This window comes from Vibrio coralliilyticus (assembly GCF_024449095.1).
Taxonomy (GTDB): domain Bacteria; phylum Pseudomonadota; class Gammaproteobacteria; order Enterobacterales; family Vibrionaceae; genus Vibrio; species Vibrio coralliilyticus_A.
Genome location: NZ_CP024627.1, coordinates 1,475,917 through 1,500,134, shown reverse-complemented (window position 1 = coordinate 1,500,134; position 24,218 = coordinate 1,475,917). Strand labels below are relative to the sequence as shown.

Below are 24,218 nucleotides of genomic sequence, written 5' to 3'. Positions count from 1 at the left end.
GGCAATAGTGCCTTCTTTTTCATTAGCGCAATTTGCAAACCCAACCGCTTAGAGTTTAAACTCTATTTTTTAACGAATAGAGTAAATACTATGTCGCTGCGCCCTATCGCATTGATCATCGCTTGCCTTAGCTGTCAGCCAATAGCCGCTCATTCGGCTGCTATCAGCTTTTCAGAAGCTTGGCAGTTGTTACAGAGTGAAAACAATTCTCTTGCAGCACAAAGGGCCAATGTCGACCGATATCAGCATCTCGAAAACGCAACCGACAACCTTCATCTTCCTTCCGTGACCGTCGGTGCAAATTATACCCGGCTAGATACCGACGTAACGCTATCTGGTAACCAATTGATAGAAAGTACTCATGGAACGCTTCCCAGCGTTGGTAGCCTTGCCCTACCGACTTCCTTACTATCAAGCCTGAGTCAACTCTTTAGCGATCTTGGTAATACTACATCCACCATCAGCGAACGAGATATTTTCACTTCTTCGATAAGAGCCATTTGGCCTATTTTTACCGGTGGCCGAATTAATGCAGCACAATCGGCAGCCCGAGGTAAAACCGAAGAAGCACAAAGCCAGTTGGCAATGGAGACACAAGCGCGATACGAAGACCTAAGTAAATACTATTTCAGCGTATTACTGGCAAAAGAGGTGGTTCAAACACGCCAGCTTGTTGAAAGTGGACTTAAAAAGCACCGGGATAATGCCCTTAAGCTGGAGCAGCAAGGCCAGATTGCGCGTGTTGAGCGCCTCCAAGCTGAATCAGCCTTAGATCAAGCCAGGATAGAGCGAAAGAAAGCGCAGAAAAACCTCGATATTGCCCAAACTGCATTAACCCAAATACTGAGCCAAAATGCCACAGTCGAGCCAAGGGATCACTTATTCATCAATGAAACACTTCCTCCGATTGAGGCATTTATTGATCAAACATTAAACACCTACCCTGGGCTTTCCTTACTTGATGCCAAAGAGAAGCAAGCACGCAGTCTTATCAAAGCAGAGCAAGGCAAGTACTACCCTGAAGTGTATCTATACGGTGACTACAGTTTGCATGAAGACGACTCTCTTGCCAGTCAGATGAAACCAGACTGGCTAGTCGGTGTAGGTGTGAGCATTCCACTGATAGAATCAAGCGGCCGCTCTGAACAGGTCAAAGCCGCACACAGTGCCGTTTCACAAGTCCAGTACCTCAAAGCTCAGGCGAAACAAGATTTGACCGTGTTAGTGCAAAAGACCTACTTGGAAGCCCAGCAAGCACAAGAAGAAGTATTGGGCTTGAGTTCAAGCATTGAACTTGCGAAAGAAAACATAAAACTGCGAGAGAAAGGGTTCTCTCAGGGTCTCTCAACATCGACAGATGTGGTCGATGCTCAACTTTATCTGGCCAACGTACAAACCCAAAAGTCTGCTGCAAGCTTTAACTATCTGTTATCACTATCAAAACTTTTAGCACTATCGAGCGAAATGGCCACATTTCAACAATACCAGCAGGACTCGATTAACACGTCAACTCTCTAGGACACTAAGATGAAAAAAGCCAAACCGATTATCCTAACTGCCGCTGCTTTAGCCATATCATCTTGGGTTGGATACCAATTCTATACGGCTTATTTGCCTAAGCCGGTTCGACTGCAAGGGCAAATCGAGTCACAGCAGTATAGTATTTCTTCTAAAGTCCCCGGACGAATTGATCAGGTATTGGTCCGCAAAGGCGACAAGGTGCAAAAAGGCGAATTAATCTTCACTCTGCATAGTCCAGAAATTGAAGCAAAACTTGAGCAAGCTATAGCAGGAGAAAAGGCAGCTGGTGCCATCGCCCAAGAAGCAGAAAAAGGGGCGCGCACCCAGCAAATTCAAGCTGCTAAAGACCAATGGCAAAAAGCCAAAGCAGCGTCTCAGCTTATGGAGAAAACCTACCTTCGAGTCAACAACCTCTATAAAGATGGCGTGGTTGCTGAGCAAAAGCGGGATGAAGCAAAAACCCAATGGGATGCTGCGAAATACACGGAAAGTGCAGCATATCAAATGTACCAAATGGCGCGTGAAGGGGCGCGTGATGAGACCAAAATCGCCGCTGCAGAAAAAGCCCGTATGGCAGCAGGCGCTGTGGCTGAAGTAGAAGCTTATGCAAAAGACACTCAAATCGAAAGCTGGTTTGATGGCGAAGTGTCACAAGTCTTACTTCAAAGTGGAGAGCTTGCCCCGCAAGGCTTCCCTGTAGTGACCGTTATTGATACAGCGGATTCTTGGGCTGTATTGAATGTCAGAGAAGATCAACTCAAGCATTTTTCTAAGGGCCAGATATTCAATGCTTACCTGCCCGCGCTTGATAAGTCATTGGAATTTGAAGTCACTCATATCGCGGTAATGGGAGACTTCGCAACTTGGCGTTCAACCGACTCGTCACAGGGTTTTGATCTTCGAACCTTTGAAGTTGAAGCTAGACCTTTGACGCATGATCACGCCCTTCGAATGGGGATGAGCTTGGCAGTCGAGCTTTAACATGAACGATCTGTTTTCCACTCAGTGGACCATCATCAGGCGCGATAAATGGTTGTTGTCCTGTCTTACATGGATACCTATTGCTCTCGTCATCTCAATTTGGGCGATTTTTTCACAAGGGCTGGCACGAGACTTACCTATTGGCATTGTTAACTTATCTCATAGTCAACTTTCCCGCCAACTGAGTCACTATTACGATGCGACATCAACTTTAAAAGTGACTCGGAACTTTACCGATATTGCCGAGGCCAAAAATGCACTCGTGACCAGCAAGGTTTTCGCCTATGTCGTTATTCCGACGGATTTTGATAAGAGTATTTATCAGGGTATTCCTCCACAGGTGAGCGCGTTTTATAACAGCCAGACAATATTGATTGGAAAACTTATCAGCTCAGCCTTGGTGCAAGCACAGTCAACATTCAATGCCCAAATCGACACTAAGAAAGTGTTATTAGAAGGAGGACACTCCATAGATCAAGCGCTGGGAGCAGCACTGCCAGTAAAAACCCAAATTACACCTTTATTCAACAAAAACGCCAATTACGCGCAGTTTTTGGTCTCTGCAATTGTGCCTGCCTTGTGGCAAATCATCATTGTGGTTTCGACCATTTTAATACTGGCCGCAAATCATAGAAATAGAGGCTTAGTACGTTGGTTGGGAAATAACAGCACCACAGAGTGCTTAAAAACTCTGCTTCCTTACTTCCCCATATTTATAGTACAAGGCTTGGCCTTCCTATACTGGTTTTACATGGGCTTCAAATGGCCAATGAGCGGTAGTTATGCTGTGTTGATATTCGCGCAAATCATCACTGTTTTCGCTTGTGTTGTTATGGGCAGCTTCTTCTTCTTTTTAACTCTCGACCCAGCTCGCGCCATGAGTTTTGCTGGCGCTTTCACTGCCCCCAGCTTCGCCTTCATGGGCATTACTTTTCCAGTGACAGACATGAACCACCTCGCACAAGCTTGGCGCAGCTTGTTACCTATTAGTCATTATATCGAGGTTCAGGTAAGCCAAGTCAGTTATGGTCAAAGTGTTTATGATGCCTTACCTCACCTGCTACCCATGTTAGGCTACTTACTCCCAGCCTTAATGTGTGCTTTGCTAATTCGAAAACATTTATTCAACACAAGACAAAGCCAAGTGGAGGCGCAATGAGAATAACAGATGTACTTTCTGCCGAAGTTAAAGCTTTGTTGAGTAACCCTATCGTGACACTTACTGTGTTTGGTGGTGTACTGTTCTATTCGTTTCTGTACCCTCTTCCCTACAACCACCAAACGCCAAGGGAACAACCCATCAGTATTGTCAACCTTGATCGTAGCCAGACTAGTTACAAGCTTGAGAGAATGGTGGATGCAACGCCACAGGTCAAAGTCGTACAACGTGATTACGCAATCGAGTCTGCTCAACAAGCCTTTATTGATGGTAAAATCAGCGGCTTTCTTGTGATTCCTGAGCATTTTTATAAAGACCTATTAATGGGTGCTAGCCCGACTCTCTCTTTCGCAGGGGATGCCTCCTATTTTCTTGTCTACGGAACCGTCGTTGAAGGCCTTGCACAAGCTGGGGGAACCTTAGCCGCCCAAACAAAAGTTACTCGATTACTCCTGGATGGGACTCCAATGGCTTTAGCCAGTGAACAATATAGCGCAACCAAACTGAACCTTAAGCCGACCTTCAACCCACGTATGGGCTACATTGACTATGTTGTTCCAGCTGTGTTTGTTTTGATTTTACAGCAGACGATGGCGATGGCTTCAGGCCTAATGACTGGTAGCCAAAAAAGCGGAAAAGGCTATTGGAGTGCCACCCAGCCGAGCACACTACTCTTGGTCCGCTTTAGTGTTCTGGTAGGCATTTACTATATTCTGAGCATGTTTTATTTTGGTGCCAGTTTCTCGATGCATGGCATCAGTCAACTTGCAACTAGTGCTCAACTCCTCTCCCTGCTATTGCCGTTTTTACTCGCTTCCTGCGCAATCGGTATCTGCTTGGGAGCAATAACGCCAAGACGAGAACTTGTTACCCTAGTCGTTCTCATCAGCTCAATGCCGTTGATCTTCAGTGCAGGGTTTATCTGGCCACTAAACAGTATTCCCTCCCCAGTCCTCTGGCTCTCACAACTTTTTCCAAGCACACCAGCTATTCAGGGCTTTCTTGCCTTAAATCAAATGGGAGCAAGTTGGGATCAAATATCTTCTCAATGGGGGCTGTTGTGGTTACAAAGCGGCTTATGGATCAGCTTAGCTCTCTACAGCTATCGAAAATACTGTCAATAAAGCGATTACCAGCACTTATCATCTAACGGTAAATAAAATAGATCACCTAAGGCGAAAATTGGCTGAATAGCCAGAATTGGTGTAAAAGTTAACTTAGTTATTGCGATTAATTTGCGGACAGTTCGACATTTTTATGCGGCAATATATATTAATATCAAATAAGTTAACTGGATAGAATAATTAAAATGAATCAAAGCGTATCAACTCTAACACTAGAACTTAAATCACTGCTTGCTTACATTTTAATTCCACTTTGCATTGTTTTTCCTGTTTCACAATACGTTGCGTATTATGGAATTACGGATAGCTTGAAAACCATCGCCTTAAATTTTCAAGATAGAATTGAAGATGTCATCACTGAGCTCCAAGAAAAAAATGCTAAAGCAATGAAGCATCCTGAGAGTTGTGACGCTATTCGTGAAGATCTCCTGTTTGAGAGTTCCTTAAGAGAACTCATCATCATTCAAGACGGCATCGCTATTTGCTCCTCAAAGCGTGGGGAAGTTTATACCGACTTAAACTATGCCTTTAAAAATGGTACGGCTAAATCTGGCGCCTTTCTTTTCGATATTAACCAAGACCCAAAACAAAGAACGATGGTCGTGGTGAATAGAGAGCCGAATATCGTAAATAGTGGTGCCTTTGCTATCGTTGACAATAACTACCTTCTTACAAGGCTAACTAACATTGAAAATGATAAGCTGAGTTTTATTACGGCTAAGTTTGGTCAAAAAGTCTACCCTGCAGAAAAAGATTTTACATCGGATACTCTTCATTACATTACTACCTCTCCAAAGTATGGTTTTTCTTTAATGACTGAAGCGAGCTCCGAATTTATTCATCGACGTGTTGTTTATTCTGCATTAAGCAGCATTCCAATTTCTTTTCTCATTTCAATGGCTTTATATATTGTTCTTTCGCGTCTAAAAAGCCGTGACAGCCTCGTCGATGACCTCAAAAAAGGCTTAAAAAGAAAAGAGTTATTCCTCGTTTATCAACCTATTGTTGACGCTGACGACAGTCAGAAACTGAGTGGTTTTGAGGCACTTATTCGCTGGCAACACCCTAAACTAGGTTTGGTTCGCCCAGACTTATTTATACCACTGGCTGAGCAAGAAAATATCATAGATGCTATTACTGATTATGTATTGGAAGTGGCATTAGAGGATTTCAGTTCAGAACCTGCATTCCGTCATGTTCATCTAGGTATTAATGTTCCTCCCTCCTATCTACATCAGCCACAAAATATATCAACTCTATGTCACTATGCTATCCGCTTTAGACAGGTTGGGATTCGCCTTGTAGTTGAGGTCACCGAAAGACAGATACTTGATGACAAAGGGCGAGATGCGCTTGCCGAGCTGAGAAAGAGCGGCGTTCTCATCTCGATTGATGACTTTGGTACCGGTCACACAGCTCTCTCAGTCATCCAGAGCACTCAGTTTGATTATTTGAAAATCGATAAATGCTTTGTTGATACTATTGGTTTAGAAACCGTTAATGCCACTGTACTAAACACGATTATTGAACTTGGCCATCGCCTGGGTGTAAAAATAATTGCAGAAGGCGTCGAAGAGCCCGAGCAAGTCAAATATTTAGCCGAAATGAAGGTATCTTATCTGCAAGGTTACTACTTTTCCAAACCCTTGAAGTTAGAGACACTTAAACAATCTTGGCTATAGTGACAGGAACAGCCTAAAACCCTCGTCTTTTCCAGAATTCTCCTTCATCTCGGCTGTAAACATCGAAGGTCTTATCCGCAACCACTTTGCCATTTAATTCAATGGTCATACGCCATTTACCAATGTTGGAATCATAACCATTGATAGGGTCTAAAAGCTGAATGGTATCCCCAAGATAAAAATCCCAGTCATTACTCCCGACATGCATGTCCCCAGTAAACGGATCTAATATCTGGCCCTTTTTACCCAGAACCCCCGGATGGTCAATGCAATATTCAATCACCTGACCTTTGGCTTTTTTGATATTCACAATAAAACCAAACTCTATATCCTGATCGGCAGGAATGTTAGTTGTGAAGTCTTGAATTTTAGGTAAGTGCTTAGATTTTGAATCCCACTGGCTATAGACGCCGTAAGAGGTCATTTCTATTACAGCGGTTCTCTTCGCCATTCTTGCCACCGTTTTTTCATCTCTAGGATAGTGCTTTCAGGAACACCGTGAATATTGCCATAGTCTTGCTTACATTCGATGATTTCAAACACCGCGCCATACTGTTGCGCCATTTTGTAGTAGGGTATGATCTCCCATCTCATGACAAAAGTATTAGATACCACCACACTTTGCTTCTGAAGCAAGCTTTCACGCGTCATTGTTTTGCACCAATCATGCGCCTTCGAGATATCTTCTGGTCTGAAAATGTAATCACCTTGAGCATCAATGAAGTACATATCCGCTTCATAATGATTCACACCCAGTGTCCGAGCTAGAGTACTTTTCCCGGAACCAGGCAACCCACGAATAATGGTCAGCTTTAGCGTCATTGAAATGAATAGTTCGACTAATGAGGCACAAATTTTACCGCAAATAAGCATAACAATGCTATCGACATCTCATTAGGTTTGAGTTAAGTTTGGATGTATAGACGTCCAAAAAACTTAGGGAGAAAGCTGTGCCGATTAAGATCCCCGACCAATTACCTGCTAGTGATGTATTACGTCAGGAAAATATCTTCATAATGCCCGAATCTCGAGCGTCTACGCAGGAAATTCGTCCCCTAAAAGTATTGATCCTCAACCTAATGCCGAAGAAGATAGAAACTGAGACTCAGTTTCTTCGCTTACTTTCTAATAGCCCGCTTCAAGTAGACATTGAGCTGCTACGTATCGATGATAGACCAAGCAAGAACACACCCACGGAGCACTTGGATAACTTCTATCGTCAGTTTGAGATGGTCAAAGGGCGTAATTTCGATGGTCTGATCATTACAGGAGCCCCATTAGGACTGGTTCAATTCGAAGACGTAATCTATTGGGAGCACTTACAAGCCATCATGAGTTGGGCGAAAGAGCACGTAACCTCGACATTATACGTGTGTTGGGCTGCTCAAGCAGGTTTGAAACTGCTTTATGACCTACCCAAGCGCACTCGGAAAGAGAAACTTTCTGGTGTCTACCACCATCAGATACATCAACCGTACCATCCTGTATTGCGTGGCTTTGATGATACTTTCTTAGCTCCCCACTCACGATACGCAGACTTCTCACCCGAGTATCTCGCTGAGCATACCGATTTGGATGTGCTGGCGACTTCTGATATCGCAGGAGTGTATTTAGCCGCGACGAAAGACAAGCGAAATGTCTTCGTGACGGGTCATCCTGAATATGATGCATTTACGCTTCACAATGAGTATATCCGTGATCTCGGCGAAGGAATGGAACCCGCTATTCCTGTGAACTACTATCCGAACAACAATCCAGATAACAAACCCATCGCAAGCTGGCGCAGTCACGGTCATTTGCTATTTTCGAACTGGCTCAACTACTGCGTATACCAACAAACTCCTTACGACTTAGATCAATTTAGTGAAGCCAATTTCACAAAGGATGATTAAGGCCTAAAGCGTGGATTAGTTGTTTGATTTCGTTGATAACTTTAGGGGCATTTTGCCAAAGGATAAAATGCCCCTCACCCTTAACTTCCACCAACCTCTTATCTTTTCCAGATAGGCGCTCAATAGCAAAAGTCGAATTCTCAGGCGCTGCGATATTATCTTCATCACCGTGAATCAAAGTCACGGGCACTGAATCCAATGGACTCCAATCCTTAGCACTGAGCTTTTCAAGCTCTCCAGCAAGAGGCAACATTTCTCCATTTGACTTCCTCCAGCTGTCAGTAAGAAAAAGACTAACCAGCCACGTATCTGCCAGCTTGTTGTACCACTTAGGTGCTTCATGTGTTGGGTCAAATGCTGGCGCAATCAATACCATTCCGTGAACCAAATTCGGAAACATCAGTGCGAGATTTAGTGCAATAGGCCCACCTAGAGAATGACCAACCAGAATATTAACTTTGTCTTCAGCAAGAAAAGGTTTAATGGATAGGGATTGTCCGTCTAAATTGGCAATAAGCTGGTTAGGAGACTGACCGTACCCCAAACGATCAATTGAAACCAATTCAGCATTGGCTAATAACCAAGTGTCTTTCAAGTAAGCTTCATAGCCTTCTTTATTCCCGGGGATCCATGAATAAAAATCAGCCTATAGTGACTAGCATGGTTACCCTGCTTAACATACGCCACACCACTGTCCACATACTGAGTGTTCATGTCTAACTCAGATGCGATAGACGATTTAATAGACAGCCCGACTAAAAAGCTCAAGGCCGCTGCACCGATGACTTGTTTTTTCACACTCTGTTCCCTTTATTTTCAGCCGTTGTTGCTAAATCGGCCGCATGATTACGCCTATTTTGATGTGACCGGACAAACAACGTAATACATTCAAAAGAAGGTCCTTCTCTTTGCCATACTATGCGCTTTCTATTTCTTTTCGCCAGCCTATTACTATCAGCTTGTGTCACCGTCAAAAACCCTTTATCGACCTCAGCGAAAAACCATCAAGCGGATGCTCGAATCGCATTGGGGATAAGTTATTTACAACGTGGGGAGCGGGTCAAAGCACGAGAGAATCTACATAAGGCTCTTGTACATTCACCGAACTATTTCCGCGCGCAACTGGCTATGGCTCATTATTTGGATTATGTGTCTGAGTACGAACGAGCGAATGAGATGTACCAGAAAGCCATTCGTAGCCAACCTAGTAATGGGCAGATACTGCATGACTACGGTAGTTTTCTTTGCAAACAATCCCGCTATAACGCAGCGCAGACTATGTTTGACAAGGCCATTCAACAGCCTGATTACCTCAATGTCGCAGCGAGCTACGAAAGTGCCGCTTTTTGTTCGCTTAAGGCTGAACAAACCATACAGGCAATGACATACTTCAAAAGAGCGATAGCACACGATCCCAAGCGAGCACAATCAATACTAAACTTGGCAAAGCTTGAAATTGAGCATGGAAAATTGGCCATTGCCCGACAGCGAATCAACTCGTTTCACCAAGAATTTGGCGTACGAGATGTTTCGCTCCGCTTGCTCATGAAGTTAGAGCAGAGCCAAAAAACAATCAACCCCAGACCATAGTATTGAAGCATACTTAGCGTTTCTTTCGGTGTGATAAAGGGGTACTACGCCGGCGTTTTATCCGAGAAGCTCGCTGGATTTTGAGGTACTCTCTATAAACGATAAATACAAAGACCAAAAGCCCAACAATAAACAGGAAGGCAAAGAGAATAAGTAAACCATCGCAAAACCATTCAGGCTCACAAGGCATATAAATTTCGACATCCATATGCCCTCCTTTGGTTACTGTTTTGAGTTGTACCAGCCTTGTCTTTCAGCTGGCGTTTGAAACGTCCATGCCATAAACCGGCTCACTTTGTGCCCTTGACTCATTTCAACTATTTGTACCTCTTTCGCACCAACTTTAGCGAGGTTCTTGCGCATCCAACGTACGTTCTCTTTTTTGGAAATCAAAGTAGAAAACCACAATACTTGTTTCGCAAAGTCACGGCTTTCAAACGCAAGGTTCTTGATAAAGGCCGCTTCACCTCCAGGGCACCAAAGTTCCGCATTTTGGCCACCAAAGTTAAGTATAGGTGATGCTTTGTATTTCTCTTTTTCTCTGTATAAGCCACGTTGCTGCTTACTGCGGTTGAGGTTGTTAATTTTACGTTCCGTACCTTGTTGCGCTTCCTGTAAGGATCTGTGAAATGGCGGGTTACAAGTTGTTAACTCAAAATACTCATCGCTTTGAATGATACCTTTAAAGAAATACCGACTTTGTGTTTGCAAACGGCACTCTATTAGTGGTTTGAGTTCAGCATTACTTTCAACAATCTGATTGGCGTTCTCAATAGAAACCGGATCAATATCAGAGCCTACGTACTGCCATCGGTACTGCGTTGCTGCGATGATAGGATAAATACAATTTGCCCCTACTCCGACATCCAGTGCCCTGACTTTTTCGTGGTTTATCTGCTTGTTATCTTGCACTAGCAACTCGGCTAAGCGGTGGATATAGTCGGCACGACCGGGAATTGGCGGACACAGATAACCCTCGGGAATATCCCAAAAGACAATGCCGTAATGATGAACCAGTAAGGCTTTGTTGAGTAATTTGACGGCAACAGGATCAGAGAAGTTAATGGACGCCTCACCTTTCGGATTTTTAACAACATGCCTTTTCAACTCTGGGGTCACTTTCACTAATTGAGAAAAATCGTAGCGACCTCGATGCAGATTACGCTGGTGTAATCCCGCTTTTCCTTTTAAAACCGTGACTTTCATTTCTCCTGACGGCTTGCCTGTGTATTTCGGGCTTGTTCGCTTGTTCTGCTCAATCATAAATCAGTTTACTTATTCGTTTTCTCTACCGTCTCGGTATATATCATAAATAATCGAGCATCGAGCTCAAGTTGGTGATAGTCAGGTTCCATATGGCAGCAAAGTTGGTAAAACGCTTTGTTATGGTCTTTTTCTTTCAGGTGTGCAAGCTCATGAACCACAAGCATTCTCAGCAAAGGTTCAGGGGCATTTCTAAACACACTGGCGATGCGGATTTCATTTTTGGATTTAATTTTACCGCCGTGCACTTTAGCGACGTAAGTATGTAGCCCTAACGCATTGTTGATAAGGTGAATCTTATTGTCGTATACCACCTTACTGATGGGCGATGTTTTTTTCATATAGCGATTTTTTATCGCCATTGTGTACTCAAACAGCGCTTTCTCGCTTTTAATCTCGTGATTTTCCGGATAACGACGCTTAAACCATTTCTGCAACTGTCCTGTTTCCAACAATTCTGTCACTGGATTAATAATATGTTCTGGATAACCTTGGATGTAACGACGAACTGGATTCATAGCGTAAATATCAGTGCAAAGAACAAGGTGTGCCAGTCTACCCGAATCACACTTGCCATTCACTGTCTTTTCATTACACTCTGCTGCAAAGCAAGATTAGGAATTTACGATGAAAAGACTTGTCCTATATGTGAAGGATAAATGCCCGCACTGTAAAGATGCCCAGCGATACTTAGATGAAAAAGGGTACGCCTACAGGTTAACTAACGCCAAAATGCAACGCGGTCGCAAAGAGCTTGATGCGATCGGCGCTCGTTCTTTGCCCGTACTCAAAATTGGTGATCGCTATATGATTGGCTGGAACCCGAAAAATTTCGAAAAGATGTACAACTCAAAGTGATCAATCATGCTTCGCGCATCGCTTTTTCTTCCAAAGTTTTAAGCGTTGCGTGAAATACTTCATCCAGTTTGTCTGAACTGATAGGTTTGGTAATGACATCTGCACAGCCTGCAGAGATCATTCGCTCTCTTGTTTGTTCAAATGCGTCAGCAGTACAACCAATGATCACTGGAGGGGACGTTAAGCCTAGTTCAACAATCGCTTTGGTTGCCTTCAACCCATCCATCACTGGCATATGGTTATCCATTAAGACACAATCGAAATGTTGATTTTGCACTCTTTCCACAGCCAATTCACCATTCTCAACCACTTCATATTCAAACCCTTTGTTTTTAAGGAATTTACCTAAAACCAAGGCGTTGACTCTCGTGTCTTCCGCAATAAGAACACTCAGGCCTGATCCGTCGAACTCTGGGAGCTGTTCCTGCTTCTCATGAGTCTGACGAACTTGTACAGTTTTCAATTCAATAGGAACGATCACCGTAAACTGGCTACCCTCTTCGACGGTACTGTTTAAGTCAATCGTCCCCTTCATTGCTTTGACCAAATCACGTGTAATAGACAAGCCTAAGCCCGTTCCACCAAATCGACGCGTGGTATCGTTTTCCGCTTGAGCAAAAGGGTCAAAAATCACTGATTGCTTTTCCGAACTTATCCCTATACCTGTATCAGCAACCACCATATGAAGCTCTGTTTTCTGACTTTGCTTCACCACATCTAAAGTTAGGCTAATCCCTCCTTCCGAAGTGAACTTTAAGGCATTACTGAGCAAGTTTTGTAAGATTTGCAGTATGCGCGTTTCATCCGCGATTAGTGCTTTATCAGATGATTGAGGGTAGGTACATTTGAACTCAAGGTGTTTGTCAGCACACAGAGGTTCATAAAGCCGAGTCAGCCTTGTCGCCACGTCCTGTAGAGAAAACTCTGTTTTTTCAAGTTCGAGTTTTCCCGCTTCGATTTTTGAGAAATCAAGAATATCATTCAGCACATTTAACATGTGTTTCCCAGAGCTCACTAAAGTGTCCACGTACTCTTGCTGCTCTTGGCTAAGGTTTGTGTTTTTAAGTAGATCTCCGACACCAAGAATACCATTCATCGGCGTTCTTAGTTCATGGCTCATCGCGGCTAAAAATTGAGATTTAGCTATGTTCGCCGCTTCCGCTTCTACAGCTTTTATTTTTAGAGACTCTTCAAGCTCAACACGCTGGGTAATATCGCGCTCGACAGCCATAAAGCCCTCAATCTGCCCATCTGTGGAATATAAAGGAGTCAGTGCAATTTCAATCCAGTATGACTCTCCGTCTTTGTTATAATTCAGCAGCTCAAAGAAACCCGGTTCTCTGCGGTCGATGAAATCACGCATTTTCTTTGTGGTTTGTCTATCTGTATCCGCTCCTTGAAGCAGTTGGCTAGGCTTTTTACCCACTAGTTCAGATAACGAATAACCTGTCAGCTGTTCAAAAGCTCCATTAACCCATGTCACTTTGGCATTTAGGTCAGTGAACACCACGGCATCACGCATATGCTTAACCACGCGTGCTAATCGAGCCGATTCTGCCTCTCGTATTTTCAAAGATTCTGACTGCTTATATAAACGTTGCTCTGACTCTGCCAATTTTAGGAATGGCGAGACCAGAACTCTACGCCCAAAGATAAACATAACAATCAGCGTCATCCCAGTGGCAGTGAGCATGCCAATAAATAAGCTTTCCATTAAATTGGATCTAGCGTTCACCACCAACTGTGGTGATACCGAATACATTAAGGTCAACTCAGTTCCTTCGATAGGAAAGGTATCAACCTTCCAATTATTGGGTGGACTCATCTCCCAATTCAGTCGATTTTGAGCAATACCAAACCAATGCAAACTATCTGTGCCTAAGCTCTCGAAAAACTGGCTCTCATCCAGTGGTGTGACATAGGTACCTAGGCCTTCTGCGTAATCGTTATATAAGATTGGAGAAGTAAGCAGAAGATAGTCTCTTCCACCATATTTAAACAGTGAGTATGACTGTTCATCCATTAATGACTCATTTTCTACACCAGTTGTAATGAAGGTTAGTACCGTATCTGGAAGGGCTATTTCTTGATAAATCTCCCCTCCTGAAAAATCATATATATTGACGTAGGCGGTCGAGCCAGATGACTTAATTACATCAAGTTGATCTTTAAATGCGCTGCGATTATCCACCCCTTCTAATACCGCTCTTGTGACAACAGGGTGAGAAGTGACACGTCCAAGCCTTTGCTCATGCAGCTTCAGAAACTCGAGTACATATCTCTCAATGGCAACGAATTTTCCTTTTAGACTCTCGTTAATAAGGATTTGTGCCGTCTCTCTGGCTTGATGTTGAACAAAGGCAAAACTTGCAAGCATGAATACGCAGGCCCCAACGATGAGAAACAACGAAAACAAATGCATTCCATTCTTCTTATCAAACTTCAACATAGACCTGCGTTACCTGTACTTAAATGGATTTAGGCTTCAGTTTTACAGCGTTTTTATCATCGTAAGTCGCCATACATAAATCATCAGCACCTAATGCTTCATGGGCATCAAAATTTTCTTCAGAGAAGGGAGAAAATGGTGATTGATATTCTTTAATTAGCCCTTGCACAATGATATCGCTTGATTCCAAAGCATTTTTTAGCGCGATACGATTAGATTCCACATTGTCCGTTAACTCTATTCGACTGGCTGCTTCAATGAATATTTTTGCCAGATCGTAACCATGAACAAACCCGGCTGGAGCCTCAATATTGGTGTCTTCAAAGTACGCTGGAAATAGTTTTTTGGCGTCTCTAAACACATTTTGGCTAAAAGTATTTAACTCAGAGCTATAAAAGTTGAAACACGATTGGATGAAGTGAAGATTAGCTTTCTCGCGGATAGAGAAAGGGACATTTTGTGCAAACTTCCCTCCCGTAATTCCCCAATGGCTGTATATCGGCATTTCTATATCAATATCTGCCACACTTTCCACAATCAATTTGCCTTCACGGCTATTCGCTACCAGTAATACGCAGTCCGCACCACTGGATTGGGCTTCACGAATCAAAATCCGCGCATCAACATTCTTAATCCCCCAATTAAACCAGCTTGTTTTAACCTGCTCGGTGAGGTCTTTAGGTAACGCAGACATCATGGCTTTGTGATTGGATTTCCCCCACCCTGTATTCTCTAACACCAAGTGAGGTTGTTTACATTGCTGCTCTAATGCATAGTTAACCAATATTTTCCCAACCTTAGAGTCATCGACAGAAAGGCGAAATACATAGTTATCTTCCGCTGAAGGGTAACGGGTTATTGGCGTACCGGCTGCCCATGGTACTAGCGTCAGCATCTTGGATTTATTGATGTATTCTCGATATTTCATTAAAGGCGGCGAATGCATTCCAGCAAAATAAACCAATCCATTATTATCTTTTAGGAAACGATCCATATTTCTCTTACTACGCAGTACGTTTCCTCGGTGATCGGTCGTTACAAACTCAACCGGAATGCCCGAAATTTGATTTCCTTGTTGAGCGAAAGCCACCTTAACCCCATGCTCAATGGAAAGTGCCGACTCTAGATGCCCAGTTCTATCGGCATCCAAATACACTCTTAGCACATCGGGTTTAGTCGCATGAACCAAACCGCTGAATAGTAGCATCACTCCAATCAAAAATTTCCTAGCCATATAGATCACCAAGTTAGTCGTTATCCTTTATTTCTATAATTAGCCTAGGAAAGCATGACGTTTTTTCCAGTAATTTATTGACTTTAAAAAACAAAAATTGAGGGCACCCGCTGTTTAGGCCATCAACCAGAGAATATCACCTCTCTCATTACAGCGATTGGTGAATGATAGTCTTGTAGCATGCATGAGTTTGATCGAAGCAAAACTCTAGTTCGTTATGGATACTTTCTAGCTTGTCATTTTGATAGTGAGAAACGTAAAGAAGCTGGCTCAAGTTTTCCTTAGCAATCAGCTCGAGCGTATTTTTAACCAGTCTCCTGCCTAAGTAGTCAAGCCCCTGATAAGGTTCATCTAGGATTAGAATTGCTGGTTGTTTTATTATCGCTCTGGCAATCAATAACAGACGCTGCTGACCGTACTCAAGTTGCTTAAAAGAGGTTTTTTCGTACTCTGACATATGCAGTATTTCCAGCCACTCTTGAGCGACTTGGACTTCCTTTTTGGAAGGCGATTGATAGAGACCAATAGAGTCATAAAAGCCAGAAAGGATAACTTCTAGTGCGCTACAACTGACACGATATTGCAGATGTAATGCAGACGACACCATCCCAATGTGTTTTTTAATATCCCAAATAGATTCACCTGAACCACGTTTATTCCCCAAGATATGAATATCGTTAGAATAGCACTGCGGATGATCACCAAAAATCAATCCAAGTAACGTACTTTTCCCACAACCATTAGGGCCTTTAACCTGCCAGTGCTGACCTTTGTCGATTCTCCAATTTACACCAGAGAAAATTGTTTTCTCTGTGTATTCGACCTTACCCTCCTTAAGTTCAAATATCGGATTGTTAAATTCTGTGGTGTGCTGATGACGACGAATAAGAGACATCATCTGTTCACTCTGCTGTTTAGATTGGGCTTTGATTTGATTGATGACCGGGTGTTGATGCCAAGATTCGATGTCCATGACACTCTCGAGTTTTCCCTGATTAAACAACGCAACTTGCTCAATCCAGCTAGGCACATCTTCCTCTCGGTTAAATGTGATGATCATCTGAAGTGATTTCGACAGTGCCGCTAGATACTCCGCAAGCGCTGAACGGTGAGTGACATCGAGACCTGTAAATGGATTATCAAGAACAATCAAATCCGGCTTGGTTGCCAGCGCTCGTGCTAACATAACTCGCCGTGTTTCTCCTGTGGAGAGAACACGAAAACCACTATCACTGAGGTGTTTAAGATCTAACTCTTTAAGCAGTCGTTGAGTTAGCGCTTCATCTTGACACTGCTCATAGATCAGAGTCTGAACAGTGCTCCCATTATCTATTCGGTCTAGAAAGTCGGTATCGTCTTTCGCGAGCTCATCTTCTAGCAACCGCTGTTGCTCGACAAGAGAGACCTGAGCGACTCGACCTTCAGATATAGCGAAACCTCCCTCGACTCCCTCCAACTCCCCACAAAGCAAACAGCCCAGAGTAGAACCAATATTGCCTTCTGTACTAAACACGCCCCATGATTGGTCTTGCTCAATATCCCATCGCGTAATTTCCAACTTACTCGCGCCAATTTCAACCATCAGATCTTCAATCTTCAATTGCATTTCACTGCATTCCTTCCCTGAACTTTGTATCCAATCAAACTACTCTAATCGAAACAATGTTGCGACCAACTTAGGGGAAAGTGTGAGCTACATGAGCTACACATACTGCTTAACAAATTCAATGAATGTCCGATCAGCGATGGATAGATAACCATCTTTTCGCCATGCGAGAGATAAGCGTAAGTTGACGGGATCATCAAAAGGCACAGCAACCACATCTTTCTCATGCTCCGTGACCAGCTTAAGTAGAGCAGTAATAGCAAACTCATGCTTCACAATGCTTAATATCATTGGTAGCAAATTGGTTTCAAAAGAAAAATTCATCTTCTTTTCATACTGACGCGCTTTGCTTTCCACGAAGTCACGGTGGAAATACCCGGGCTTAAACATCACCAATTCATGTTCAAAGAACTCGGTGAAACTAATACTTTTCTTTTCAGCAAGTGGGTGTTCGGGGCCAACGACTGCAACCATTTCAACATTCAACAAATGGTCCGTTTCCAGATCATCAGGTACATTTTCATCATCAATGACACCAATATCGAGCTCTCCATTCAAGAGCATCTTTCTGATTGAACGAGCGCCCGCATCAATAAGGGTTAATTTGAGATTGGGATAATGTGTCTTGAATGCCATCAAAACCTGCGGAAAGAAATAGGATCCCATCATGCTTGGTGCTCCCAACCTGACTTCCCCTTTCTCTAAACCTCGCATTTCGTCGATGGCTAATTTGGCGTCATCGATTTGTTGCAGCACTCGCTTGGCATGTTCATACAGCACCTTGCCTTCATCAGTTAACGTTATTTGTCGTTCTTCTCTACGGAACAATTCAACACCAAGTTGCTGTTCAAATTTTTTTATTGAAATGCTTAATGCGGGTTGCGCAATATGCAGTGCTTTTGCAGCCATGGTGAAGTGGCCATGCTCTGCTACAGAGACGAAATGTTTCAGGTGTCGAGAGTCCATATTTCTTCATATATTTTATATATAGTATCCATATTTTTAATATATTTTATTAATCTTCATCTCGCTGATATTTTGATCACATTAACCGATTGAATTTCTAAGGCACACCTTCAATGATCGAATTAGGCACTCAAGATTACCGACGGGTCACTTTGAGCCTCGCATTGGGATCCTTCATTATTTTCTGTAACTTATACTTGTTCCAGCCAATGCTTCCCTATATGGCAGTGCACTTTTCAGTGTCCGAAACTCAGGTTAACTGGCTATTTGCTGCAACAACACTCGCACTTTCATTCAGCTTGGTTCCTTGGGCTGTTGCCTCTGAAGCAACTGGACGTAAACGCGTCATGCTAGCAGGACTTCTTACAATGCCAGTGATTGGTCTTTGTATGCTGCTCTTTCCATCATTGATCAGTTTGGTGGCTATGCGCGCTTTAATGGGCATTGCGATCGCTGCATTTGCTTCCGTTGCTGTCGCTTACATGGTCGAAGAACTCTCGCCAAAAGCTTTTGGGCAAGCTATTGGTGGCTACATTGCCGCTAACTCACTCGGCGGGATCACCGGGCGTATTGTCGGAGGGACGCTTACCGACGCACTTGGCTGGCAACAGGCGGTTATTGTCATGGCGATATTGACTTTCATTGGTGCCCTAGCCGTCTGTGTGATGTTGCCAAAGCAGAAACATTTTGTGCCTCAAAAAGGTATGCTGAGGTATCACAACCGAGCACTCATCAAGCATCTCAAGAACCAGACTATTTGGCTCGCAATGCTGATTGGCGGAGTGAATTTCGCTCTATTCGTAAACTTGTATTCGGTCATGGGGTTCCGACTCGTTGCAGCTCCCCACTCTTTACCGATAGGGTTAGCATCGTTGATTTTCCTTTGCTACTTACCCGGTACACTAAGTTCTAAGCTGACTTCTGTATGGAACCGCAACCATCAACCCATATCCGGTATGGTTTGCGGCACCATGATCAGCCTACTAGGAATGTTGGTCGCCTACATTGACCGTATTCCATTTATGATTCTAGGCTTAGCCCTAATAAGCTTTGGGGCTTTCTTCACTCATACTTTGGCTTACGCTTGGGTCAGCCAAAAAGCCACCAGTGCCAAAGCAACAGCAACCGCATTATACCTCGTGCACTATTACGTAGGCGGTAGTTTAGGAGGATTCTTCTTAATTTACTGCTGGCAGCATGGTGGATGGGCCTATGTGATTAGTGGGGGAATGACTCTATATCTGACAATTTTTACCCTTTGCTACAAGTTAAACTCAATCAGTATTGAGCCGGTAGTTAAAGACAACAAGACACAAACTGAAACGTCTCATGAGTTAAAGGCTACAACACCTTCTCAATAGCCTTCTTAACTACTTACTGCCATAAACTGAATCTGCTATTCTTGCTTCCAAATAATAAACCGGAAGCAAGATGACCACTTCAAGCTCAACACAAGCCATCGCAGAGCAAGTCAATCAATGGCTCAATGATGTCGTAATCGGCCTAAACCTATGCCCATTTGCTGCCAAACCACAACGCAATAAACAGATTAAAATCTTTGTGAGTGAAGCTACGCAAGAAGAAACACTGTTAGAAGACATACTCACTCAATTAATGGAACTCGAAACCAAGCCCGCCGAAGAATTGGAAACCACTCTAGTGGTGGTACCAAACATGCTGGAAGACTTCTTCGATTACAATCTATTTATTGACTGGGTAGAAGCCTTAATTCGCCAGCAAGATTGGGAAGGTGTCTACCAATTAGCGACATTCCATCCCGATTATTGCTTTGGGGGTGCTGAGCCTGAAGATGCAGAGAACCTGACTAACCGTTCTCCTTATCCAGTTTTTCATCTCATCCGCGAGGCGAGCATGGAAAGAGTATTGAAGCACTACCCTGACCCCGAATCTATTCCTGACAACAACATTGCGCGAGTCGAGTCTCTTACTCAAGCAGAGTTGATCAAACTTTTCCCATACTTATTTAAATAACGTACCAGTTTGAGTGGAGTCTCACCTCCACTCATTTCAACGATTCATTGACAAAGAAGATAGCGAACGCATCACAACGCAATTGCGTCCTTGGTTCTTAGCGGTATACAGCGCCTCATCAGCCACAAGAATGATTTGATCGAGAGTACTCTTTTTACAATCAGAGTTTGATTCAAGGGAAAAGTCAAACTCACAAACGCCAATGGAAACCGTTATTGGTTTATTATCCAGCACCACTTCGGTAACCGATTGGTGAAGTTTATTGATGAACTGCTTTCGTTCTTCAGTATTGCGCTCAGGGAACCAAACAACAAACTCCTCTCCGCCTAAACGAGCAATAAAGTCTCTGTCAGACAAGCTGGACTGAAGTTTTTGTGCCGTTTTCTTTAGAACGTCATCACCAATTTGATGACCATAAGTATCGTTGACTTTCTTGAAGTTATCGATATCAATGACCGCCAGGGCTCCTTTACCACCAGCATGTTTCATACGTTCAATATCCAAATGTATTGTTTTGAACATACAGCGACGATTCGCGACACCTGTTAAAACATCATGATAAGCCTGATATTCTAACTGGCTGTTCATCTTTTGTAGACGTTCTTCCTGATTACGACGAATTAACTCGACTTCAATCCATGAAGCCATGAGTTTAAGCGCATCAATATCGATATCTTTGAATTTTCTTGGGTAGGGAGAGGCGGAAGAAAAGTTGAGCGTCCCAAAAATCTCGTCATCAATAAAAATTGGTACGCCGATGTATGACTCTAAGCCAAAAGCCTCATAAGCTGGGTGTTTAGCGTACTTATCGTTTTCTCCCATATGCTCAATAGAGACAGGGCCAGACGAGCTGCAGGTAATTTGGCAATACGTAGACTCATAATTAAAAGTATCCCCAGGGTTTAACTCAACACCTTCGGATGTAACGCAATATAACACGGTATATTGGTCGTCATCTATACGAGATAAGATACCAATATCAAGATTAAAGCGCTCCAACCCCATCATGATCAGTTGGGTGATCTGGATATCAAATCCTTTCTGATAATCATTGGTGATCTGGTAAAGACGTCGTATTACCTTTTCACTTTCACTCGCTACAACCATATGCTTTCCTAATAAATTTCCTTTTATGTAAGATAGACTTACCTTCACAACAACATCAATGCCCTTGAACGTGAAACTCTGAATATTTTGGCCTTGCCCCATTTATTTTCGTGCTGCAATGGCACGTTTCATAAGGCTTTGTTAGTATGACGCGATAATTAGCAATTGCAGGTTAAGTGAATGCACCTATCCAAACTTACTCAAGATATCTTTGACCATCTTTACCGCGACATTACCGAGTTTCGTACTACTTTCGACTTACCTGTTGCCTCTCCTGAAAGCTTAGACGAGAAAGCAGACACCCTGCATACCTCTTTAGCGGTAGAAGAGCTCACTGAGTTAGCTGAAGCTGACAATAAAACGGAACAAGCTGACGCTATCATTGACAGTGTATATGTCTTAATGGGCCGCCTAGTTCATCTAGGGGATAATAAAGTAGAGTCCAACCTAGCCATCAGTTACCTGATTGACTTGCTACTCAATGTTGCGGTTAATCGTGGCATCGACTTTATTCCTTGTTGGGATGAAGTCCACTCAAGCAACATGAGTAAAGTCTGTCGAAATGAGCAAGAATACGCGGAAACCGAAGCCCATTATGCAAAGCAAGGCATCAAGTTGAAAGCGGTACAGAAAGGTGATTACATTATCGCCAAATGTGCTGAAGACTTCGTCTCTGAGGGCAAGACAATTCGCCAAGGTAAGGTGTTAAAATCTGTTTATTACCGCCCAGCAGACCTTGCTCCCCTCACCGTATAACCCCTAGATAAAAAGCCGCCACCTTCGGAAACCTTAGGTGGCGGAAGCTGCCATAATCATAAAAATGGCTTATTTGTTGTCAGCTTTCTGGTTTCCCTTCAAATTGACTAAGCCTAACAAGAACGAGAATGTATCGTTCTTATTAATGCCAAACTTATGCCACCCTGCAAAAAAATCTAACCAATTGATATTTAAGATTAATAAGATCTTTGCTTCGCTAAAAACAGATGAGTATGAACACATTCAGTGCAGAGTGCACTAATTTGAGTATTAGAAATGGTAGGGCTGTCTATCAGTCAAAGACTAATACGGGTTCCCCATTAAACTCTGTCCGGTGAACTTGAGTGTTGAACACTTTCGATAACTTGCTTGGCTCCAATACTTGAGAGACGGGGCCGACATGTTGCATCACTCCTTTATCAAGCAATAAAGCTTGATCGGCATGCTTCAGTGACCGATTCAAATCATGATTGGACATCACAACGCAAATTCCCATATCCGCCACCTTTCGAATCAACCGATATAACAGCGCCTCTTGGCCAATATCCAACGACGCAGCAGGTTCATCGAGAACCAAGAGTTTCGCGTATGGATTCAATGCTGGCCAAATTTGAAGACAAATGGCACATAAACGGACACGTTGCCATTCACCACCAGATAATTGATGAATTGAGCGATGGAGCTTATCCTCGAGTTCGAGCAGTTGGACCAGTTCACTCACCACTTGCTCTACCCCTTGATTCATTTTCAGAACTGAACTCGGCAATGATAGAGAAAGGTATTGTGACACTTCAAGATTAAAAGCTGGTCGATCATTTTGGCTTAAGAAAGCTCTATACATGGCCAGGCTCTCAATAGAGCTAGAGTGGACGCTTAAACCGGAAATCGTTGCTTCCCCCTCAAACTCTAACAACCCCGAAATAGCCGTCAATAAGGTGCTCTTCCCACTCCCATTTGGGCCGACAACGTGAAGTATCTGCCCTTTCTCGACCGAGAATGAAAGCGGCAATAAACGCGCGCCTACCGATAGGCTATTAACGTGAATCATGATGTTTTACCAGCATCCATATAAACACAGGGGCGCCTATCGTCGTCGTGACGACTCCAAGTGGCAGCTCAGCAGATTCCAACGCGATTCTGGCGATGATGTCGGCAAAGACAAGCAGCAACGCACCTGACAATGCGGAGATAGGGAGTAAATAGCGATTCTCACTTCCCAAAGCGAGTCTAAGCAAATGCGGAACAATTAAACCAATGAACCCAATCACACCACCGAGTGCGACTGAACCACCAACAAGAATCGAAACGGCTAAGATTAACTTCCAGCGAACCGCTTCCACGTCAACGCCGAGTTGCTTGGCATGCAGTTCACCCATCATTAGCTTGTCCAGTATCTGCCCTTTTAAACACAACCACACCAAAACAGGGATCAACGTGAGTGTTAATGTGTGGTGGTACCAACTCGCCCCACCAATACTACCCATCAACCAATACATAAGCTGCCTTAGGCTTAAGTCATCACTGAAATAGAACGCCCAAGTCACAACGGCACCCGTCAAAATACCCAATGCAACACCAACCAAAAGCAGCCTTGTCGTAGTCAGCCGCATCACCTTAGCCATAGACACAAGCAGTAGAGTGAACAGCAATGCACCTATCACCGCAGCCACCATAAAACCAACTGGGGTTGCCAAGGCAGGAAGAAAAAACAGGAGGATGACCATCATTACGCTCGCCCCACCTGAAATACCAAGAACGCCTGGCTCTGCAAGAACATTGCCCAAAAGCACCTGCAAAACGGCACCCGATATAGCCAGTGACGCCCCAATAGCAATCGCGGCAAGTAGCCTCGGCAAGCGAAGTTGAGTGATCAATTGTTGCTGCAAATGGGTCAATTCTGAGAAAGGCGAAATGAACATTTCACCAACCATAAGGTGCGCCATGGAGAGAAGAACAAGCACAGCAAAGATCACCATAAGACAACGTTTCCAGCGTTGATGTCTGCGACTTAATAATTGACTCATTTCCATAGGACTTC

General features: G+C 43.5%; 24 protein-coding genes. 11 read left to right on the top strand and 13 right to left on the bottom strand.

What is annotated here, in order from left to right; genetic code table 11:
- Nucleotides 1-90: 90 nt before the first annotated feature.
- The 5 genes from CTT30_RS07245 to CTT30_RS07225 all read left to right on the top strand — a co-directional run bounded on the left by CTT30_RS07245 (nucleotide 91) and on the right by CTT30_RS07225 (nucleotide 6,467).
- Complete coding sequence (locus tag CTT30_RS07245) at nucleotides 91-1,518, top strand: TolC family protein (protein ID WP_252036512.1); 1,428 nt, start codon at nucleotides 91-93, stop codon at nucleotides 1,516-1,518.
- A gap of 9 nt (nucleotides 1,519-1,527) precedes the next feature.
- On the top strand, nucleotides 1,528-2,502 hold the full coding sequence (locus CTT30_RS07240; protein ID WP_239866610.1) for an HlyD family secretion protein: 975 nt from the start codon (nucleotides 1,528-1,530) through the stop codon (nucleotides 2,500-2,502).
- Between the two features lies 1 nt (nucleotide 2,503).
- Nucleotides 2,504-3,661, top strand: a complete 1,158-nt coding sequence (locus CTT30_RS07235) for an ABC transporter permease (RefSeq protein ID WP_252036511.1) — start codon at nucleotides 2,504-2,506, stop codon at nucleotides 3,659-3,661.
- Complete coding sequence (locus CTT30_RS07230) at nucleotides 3,658-4,785, top strand: ABC transporter permease (RefSeq protein ID WP_252036510.1); 1,128 nt, start codon at nucleotides 3,658-3,660, stop codon at nucleotides 4,783-4,785. Before CTT30_RS07235 ends, CTT30_RS07230 begins: the two co-directional genes overlap by 4 nt.
- Before the next feature lie 185 nt (nucleotides 4,786-4,970).
- Nucleotides 4,971-6,467 carry an EAL domain-containing protein gene (locus CTT30_RS07225; protein ID WP_239866615.1) on the top strand — a complete coding sequence of 499 codons (1,497 nt, stop codon included), beginning with the start codon at nucleotides 4,971-4,973 and terminating at the stop codon, nucleotides 6,465-6,467.
- A 13-nt stretch (nucleotides 6,468-6,480) separates the two neighbouring features.
- Here the strand turns inward: CTT30_RS07225 and CTT30_RS07220 are convergent, their stop codons facing one another.
- The gene (locus CTT30_RS07220) at nucleotides 6,481-6,918 is read right to left on the bottom strand and encodes a DUF3859 domain-containing protein (RefSeq protein ID WP_252036509.1); all 438 of its coding nucleotides are present in this window, start codon (nucleotides 6,916-6,918) and stop codon (nucleotides 6,481-6,483) included.
- On the bottom strand, nucleotides 6,897-7,289 hold the full coding sequence (locus CTT30_RS07215; protein WP_252036508.1) for an ATP-binding protein: 393 nt from the start codon (nucleotides 7,287-7,289) through the stop codon (nucleotides 6,897-6,899). Before CTT30_RS07215 ends, CTT30_RS07220 begins: the two co-directional genes overlap by 22 nt.
- A gap of 128 nt (nucleotides 7,290-7,417) precedes the next feature.
- On the opposite strand from CTT30_RS07215, the gene metA reads away from it, so the two are divergent.
- The gene (gene metA / locus CTT30_RS07210) at nucleotides 7,418-8,359 is read left to right on the top strand and encodes a homoserine O-acetyltransferase MetA (RefSeq protein WP_239836491.1); all 942 of its coding nucleotides are present in this window, start codon (nucleotides 7,418-7,420) and stop codon (nucleotides 8,357-8,359) included.
- Here metA and CTT30_RS07205 read toward each other — a convergent pair.
- Nucleotides 8,343-8,954, bottom strand: a complete 612-nt coding sequence (locus tag CTT30_RS07205) for an alpha/beta fold hydrolase (RefSeq protein ID WP_255906404.1) — start codon at nucleotides 8,952-8,954, stop codon at nucleotides 8,343-8,345. The two genes, metA and CTT30_RS07205, sit on opposite strands and share 17 nt — an antisense overlap.
- Nucleotides 8,955-9,277: 323 nt before the next feature.
- Here CTT30_RS07205 and pilW point away from each other — a divergent pair, with 323 nt between their 5' ends.
- Complete coding sequence (gene pilW, locus CTT30_RS07200) at nucleotides 9,278-9,949, top strand: type IV pilus biogenesis/stability protein PilW (RefSeq protein ID WP_252036506.1); 672 nt, start codon at nucleotides 9,278-9,280, stop codon at nucleotides 9,947-9,949.
- A 13-nt stretch (nucleotides 9,950-9,962) separates the two neighbouring features.
- On the opposite strand, the gene CTT30_RS07195 is transcribed toward pilW, so the two are convergent.
- The 3 genes from CTT30_RS07195 to CTT30_RS07185 are packed head-to-tail and all read right to left on the bottom strand — an operon-like array spanning nucleotide 9,963 to nucleotide 11,730.
- Entirely contained in the window at nucleotides 9,963-10,157 is a 195-nt protein-coding gene (locus CTT30_RS07195; protein WP_252036505.1) for a hypothetical protein, read from the bottom strand.
- 14 nt (nucleotides 10,158-10,171) lie between these two features.
- Nucleotides 10,172-11,212, bottom strand: coding sequence for a 23S rRNA (adenine(1618)-N(6))-methyltransferase RlmF (rlmF, locus tag CTT30_RS07190; RefSeq protein ID WP_370689709.1), 1,041 nt, complete (start codon nucleotides 11,210-11,212; stop codon nucleotides 10,172-10,174).
- A gap of 8 nt (nucleotides 11,213-11,220) precedes the next feature.
- A complete protein-coding gene (locus CTT30_RS07185; RefSeq protein WP_252036504.1) occupies nucleotides 11,221-11,730 on the bottom strand; it encodes a M48 metallopeptidase family protein in 510 nt (169 codons plus the stop codon).
- 109 nt (nucleotides 11,731-11,839) lie between these two features.
- Between CTT30_RS07185 and CTT30_RS07180 the strand changes: the two genes are divergently transcribed.
- Nucleotides 11,840-12,070: a glutaredoxin family protein gene (locus CTT30_RS07180; protein WP_006962058.1), complete on the top strand. Its 231-nt coding sequence runs from the start codon at nucleotides 11,840-11,842 to the stop codon at nucleotides 12,068-12,070.
- A 4-nt stretch (nucleotides 12,071-12,074) separates the two neighbouring features.
- Here the strand turns inward: CTT30_RS07180 and CTT30_RS07175 are convergent, their stop codons facing one another.
- The 4 genes from CTT30_RS07175 to CTT30_RS07160 form a co-directional block, all read right to left on the bottom strand.
- Complete coding sequence (locus CTT30_RS07175; RefSeq protein WP_252036503.1) at nucleotides 12,075-14,492, bottom strand: PAS domain-containing hybrid sensor histidine kinase/response regulator; 2,418 nt, start codon at nucleotides 14,490-14,492, stop codon at nucleotides 12,075-12,077.
- 46 nt (nucleotides 14,493-14,538) lie between these two features.
- Entirely contained in the window at nucleotides 14,539-15,753 is a 1,215-nt protein-coding gene (locus CTT30_RS07170; RefSeq protein WP_252036502.1) for an ABC transporter substrate-binding protein, read from the bottom strand.
- 148 nt (nucleotides 15,754-15,901) lie between these two features.
- On the bottom strand, nucleotides 15,902-17,359 hold the full coding sequence (modF, locus tag CTT30_RS07165) for a molybdate ABC transporter ATP-binding protein ModF (protein ID WP_252036501.1): 1,458 nt from the start codon (nucleotides 17,357-17,359) through the stop codon (nucleotides 15,902-15,904).
- 96 nt (nucleotides 17,360-17,455) lie between these two features.
- On the bottom strand, nucleotides 17,456-18,325 hold the full coding sequence (locus tag CTT30_RS07160; protein WP_239836499.1) for a LysR family transcriptional regulator: 870 nt from the start codon (nucleotides 18,323-18,325) through the stop codon (nucleotides 17,456-17,458).
- A 113-nt stretch (nucleotides 18,326-18,438) separates the two neighbouring features.
- On the opposite strand from CTT30_RS07160, the gene CTT30_RS07155 reads away from it, so the two are divergent.
- Both CTT30_RS07155 and CTT30_RS07150 read left to right on the top strand, forming a co-directional pair.
- Nucleotides 18,439-19,686: an MFS transporter gene (locus CTT30_RS07155; protein WP_252036500.1), complete on the top strand. Its 1,248-nt coding sequence runs from the start codon at nucleotides 18,439-18,441 to the stop codon at nucleotides 19,684-19,686.
- A 70-nt stretch (nucleotides 19,687-19,756) separates the two neighbouring features.
- Nucleotides 19,757-20,317, top strand: coding sequence for a DUF1415 domain-containing protein (locus tag CTT30_RS07150; RefSeq protein WP_239866637.1), 561 nt, complete (start codon nucleotides 19,757-19,759; stop codon nucleotides 20,315-20,317).
- Nucleotides 20,318-20,353: 36 nt separating this feature from the next.
- Here the strand turns inward: CTT30_RS07150 and CTT30_RS07145 are convergent, their stop codons facing one another.
- Nucleotides 20,354-21,424 (bottom strand): sensor domain-containing diguanylate cyclase, encoded by a 1,071-nt coding sequence (locus tag CTT30_RS07145; RefSeq protein ID WP_252036499.1) that lies wholly within the window; start codon nucleotides 21,422-21,424, stop codon nucleotides 20,354-20,356.
- 180 nt (nucleotides 21,425-21,604) lie between these two features.
- Between CTT30_RS07145 and CTT30_RS07140 the strand changes: the two genes are divergently transcribed.
- The gene (locus CTT30_RS07140; protein ID WP_252036498.1) at nucleotides 21,605-22,180 is read left to right on the top strand and encodes a nucleoside triphosphate pyrophosphohydrolase family protein; all 576 of its coding nucleotides are present in this window, start codon (nucleotides 21,605-21,607) and stop codon (nucleotides 22,178-22,180) included.
- Between the two features lie 292 nt (nucleotides 22,181-22,472).
- Here CTT30_RS07140 and btuD read toward each other — a convergent pair whose 3' ends face one another.
- The gene (gene btuD / locus CTT30_RS07135; protein ID WP_252036497.1) at nucleotides 22,473-23,228 is read right to left on the bottom strand and encodes a vitamin B12 ABC transporter ATP-binding protein BtuD; all 756 of its coding nucleotides are present in this window, start codon (nucleotides 23,226-23,228) and stop codon (nucleotides 22,473-22,475) included.
- Nucleotides 23,215-24,210, bottom strand: a complete 996-nt coding sequence (gene btuC, locus CTT30_RS07130; protein WP_252036496.1) for a vitamin B12 ABC transporter permease BtuC — start codon at nucleotides 24,208-24,210, stop codon at nucleotides 23,215-23,217. The genes btuD and btuC overlap by 14 nt, the downstream gene beginning before the upstream one ends.
- Between the last annotated feature and the right edge of the window lie 8 nt (nucleotides 24,211-24,218).

Coding starts and splice junctions, on each gene's coding strand:
- CTT30_RS07245 (WP_252036512.1), top strand. CDS start 91: ATGTCGCTGCGCCCTATCGCATTGATCATCGCTTGCCTTAGCTGTCAG.
- CTT30_RS07240 (WP_239866610.1), top strand. CDS start 1,528: ATGAAAAAAGCCAAACCGATTATCCTAACTGCCGCTGCTTTAGCCATA.
- CTT30_RS07235 (WP_252036511.1), top strand. CDS start 2,504: ATGAACGATCTGTTTTCCACTCAGTGGACCATCATCAGGCGCGATAAA.
- CTT30_RS07230 (WP_252036510.1), top strand. CDS start 3,658: ATGAGAATAACAGATGTACTTTCTGCCGAAGTTAAAGCTTTGTTGAGT.
- CTT30_RS07225 (WP_239866615.1), top strand. CDS start 4,971: ATGAATCAAAGCGTATCAACTCTAACACTAGAACTTAAATCACTGCTT.
- CTT30_RS07220 (WP_252036509.1), bottom strand. CDS start 6,918: ATGGCGAAGAGAACCGCTGTAATAGAAATGACCTCTTACGGCGTCTAT.
- CTT30_RS07215 (WP_252036508.1), bottom strand. CDS start 7,289: ATGACGCTAAAGCTGACCATTATTCGTGGGTTGCCTGGTTCCGGGAAA.
- pilW (WP_252036506.1), top strand. CDS start 9,278: ATGCGCTTTCTATTTCTTTTCGCCAGCCTATTACTATCAGCTTGTGTC.
- CTT30_RS07195 (WP_252036505.1), bottom strand. CDS start 10,157: ATGGATGTCGAAATTTATATGCCTTGTGAGCCTGAATGGTTTTGCGAT.
- rlmF (WP_370689709.1), bottom strand. CDS start 11,212: ATGATTGAGCAGAACAAGCGAACAAGCCCGAAATACACAGGCAAGCCG.
- CTT30_RS07185 (WP_252036504.1), bottom strand. CDS start 11,730: ATGAATCCAGTTCGTCGTTACATCCAAGGTTATCCAGAACATATTATT.
- CTT30_RS07180 (WP_006962058.1), top strand. CDS start 11,840: ATGAAAAGACTTGTCCTATATGTGAAGGATAAATGCCCGCACTGTAAA.
- CTT30_RS07175 (WP_252036503.1), bottom strand. CDS start 14,492: ATGCATTTGTTTTCGTTGTTTCTCATCGTTGGGGCCTGCGTATTCATG.
- CTT30_RS07170 (WP_252036502.1), bottom strand. CDS start 15,753: ATGGCTAGGAAATTTTTGATTGGAGTGATGCTACTATTCAGCGGTTTG.
- modF (WP_252036501.1), bottom strand. CDS start 17,359: ATGCAATTGAAGATTGAAGATCTGATGGTTGAAATTGGCGCGAGTAAG.
- CTT30_RS07160 (WP_239836499.1), bottom strand. CDS start 18,325: ATGGACTCTCGACACCTGAAACATTTCGTCTCTGTAGCAGAGCATGGC.
- CTT30_RS07155 (WP_252036500.1), top strand. CDS start 18,439: ATGATCGAATTAGGCACTCAAGATTACCGACGGGTCACTTTGAGCCTC.
- CTT30_RS07150 (WP_239866637.1), top strand. CDS start 19,757: ATGACCACTTCAAGCTCAACACAAGCCATCGCAGAGCAAGTCAATCAA.
- CTT30_RS07145 (WP_252036499.1), bottom strand. CDS start 21,424: ATGGTTGTAGCGAGTGAAAGTGAAAAGGTAATACGACGTCTTTACCAG.
- CTT30_RS07140 (WP_252036498.1), top strand. CDS start 21,605: ATGCACCTATCCAAACTTACTCAAGATATCTTTGACCATCTTTACCGC.
- btuD (WP_252036497.1), bottom strand. CDS start 23,228: ATGATTCACGTTAATAGCCTATCGGTAGGCGCGCGTTTATTGCCGCTT.
- btuC (WP_252036496.1), bottom strand. CDS start 24,210: ATGGAAATGAGTCAATTATTAAGTCGCAGACATCAACGCTGGAAACGT.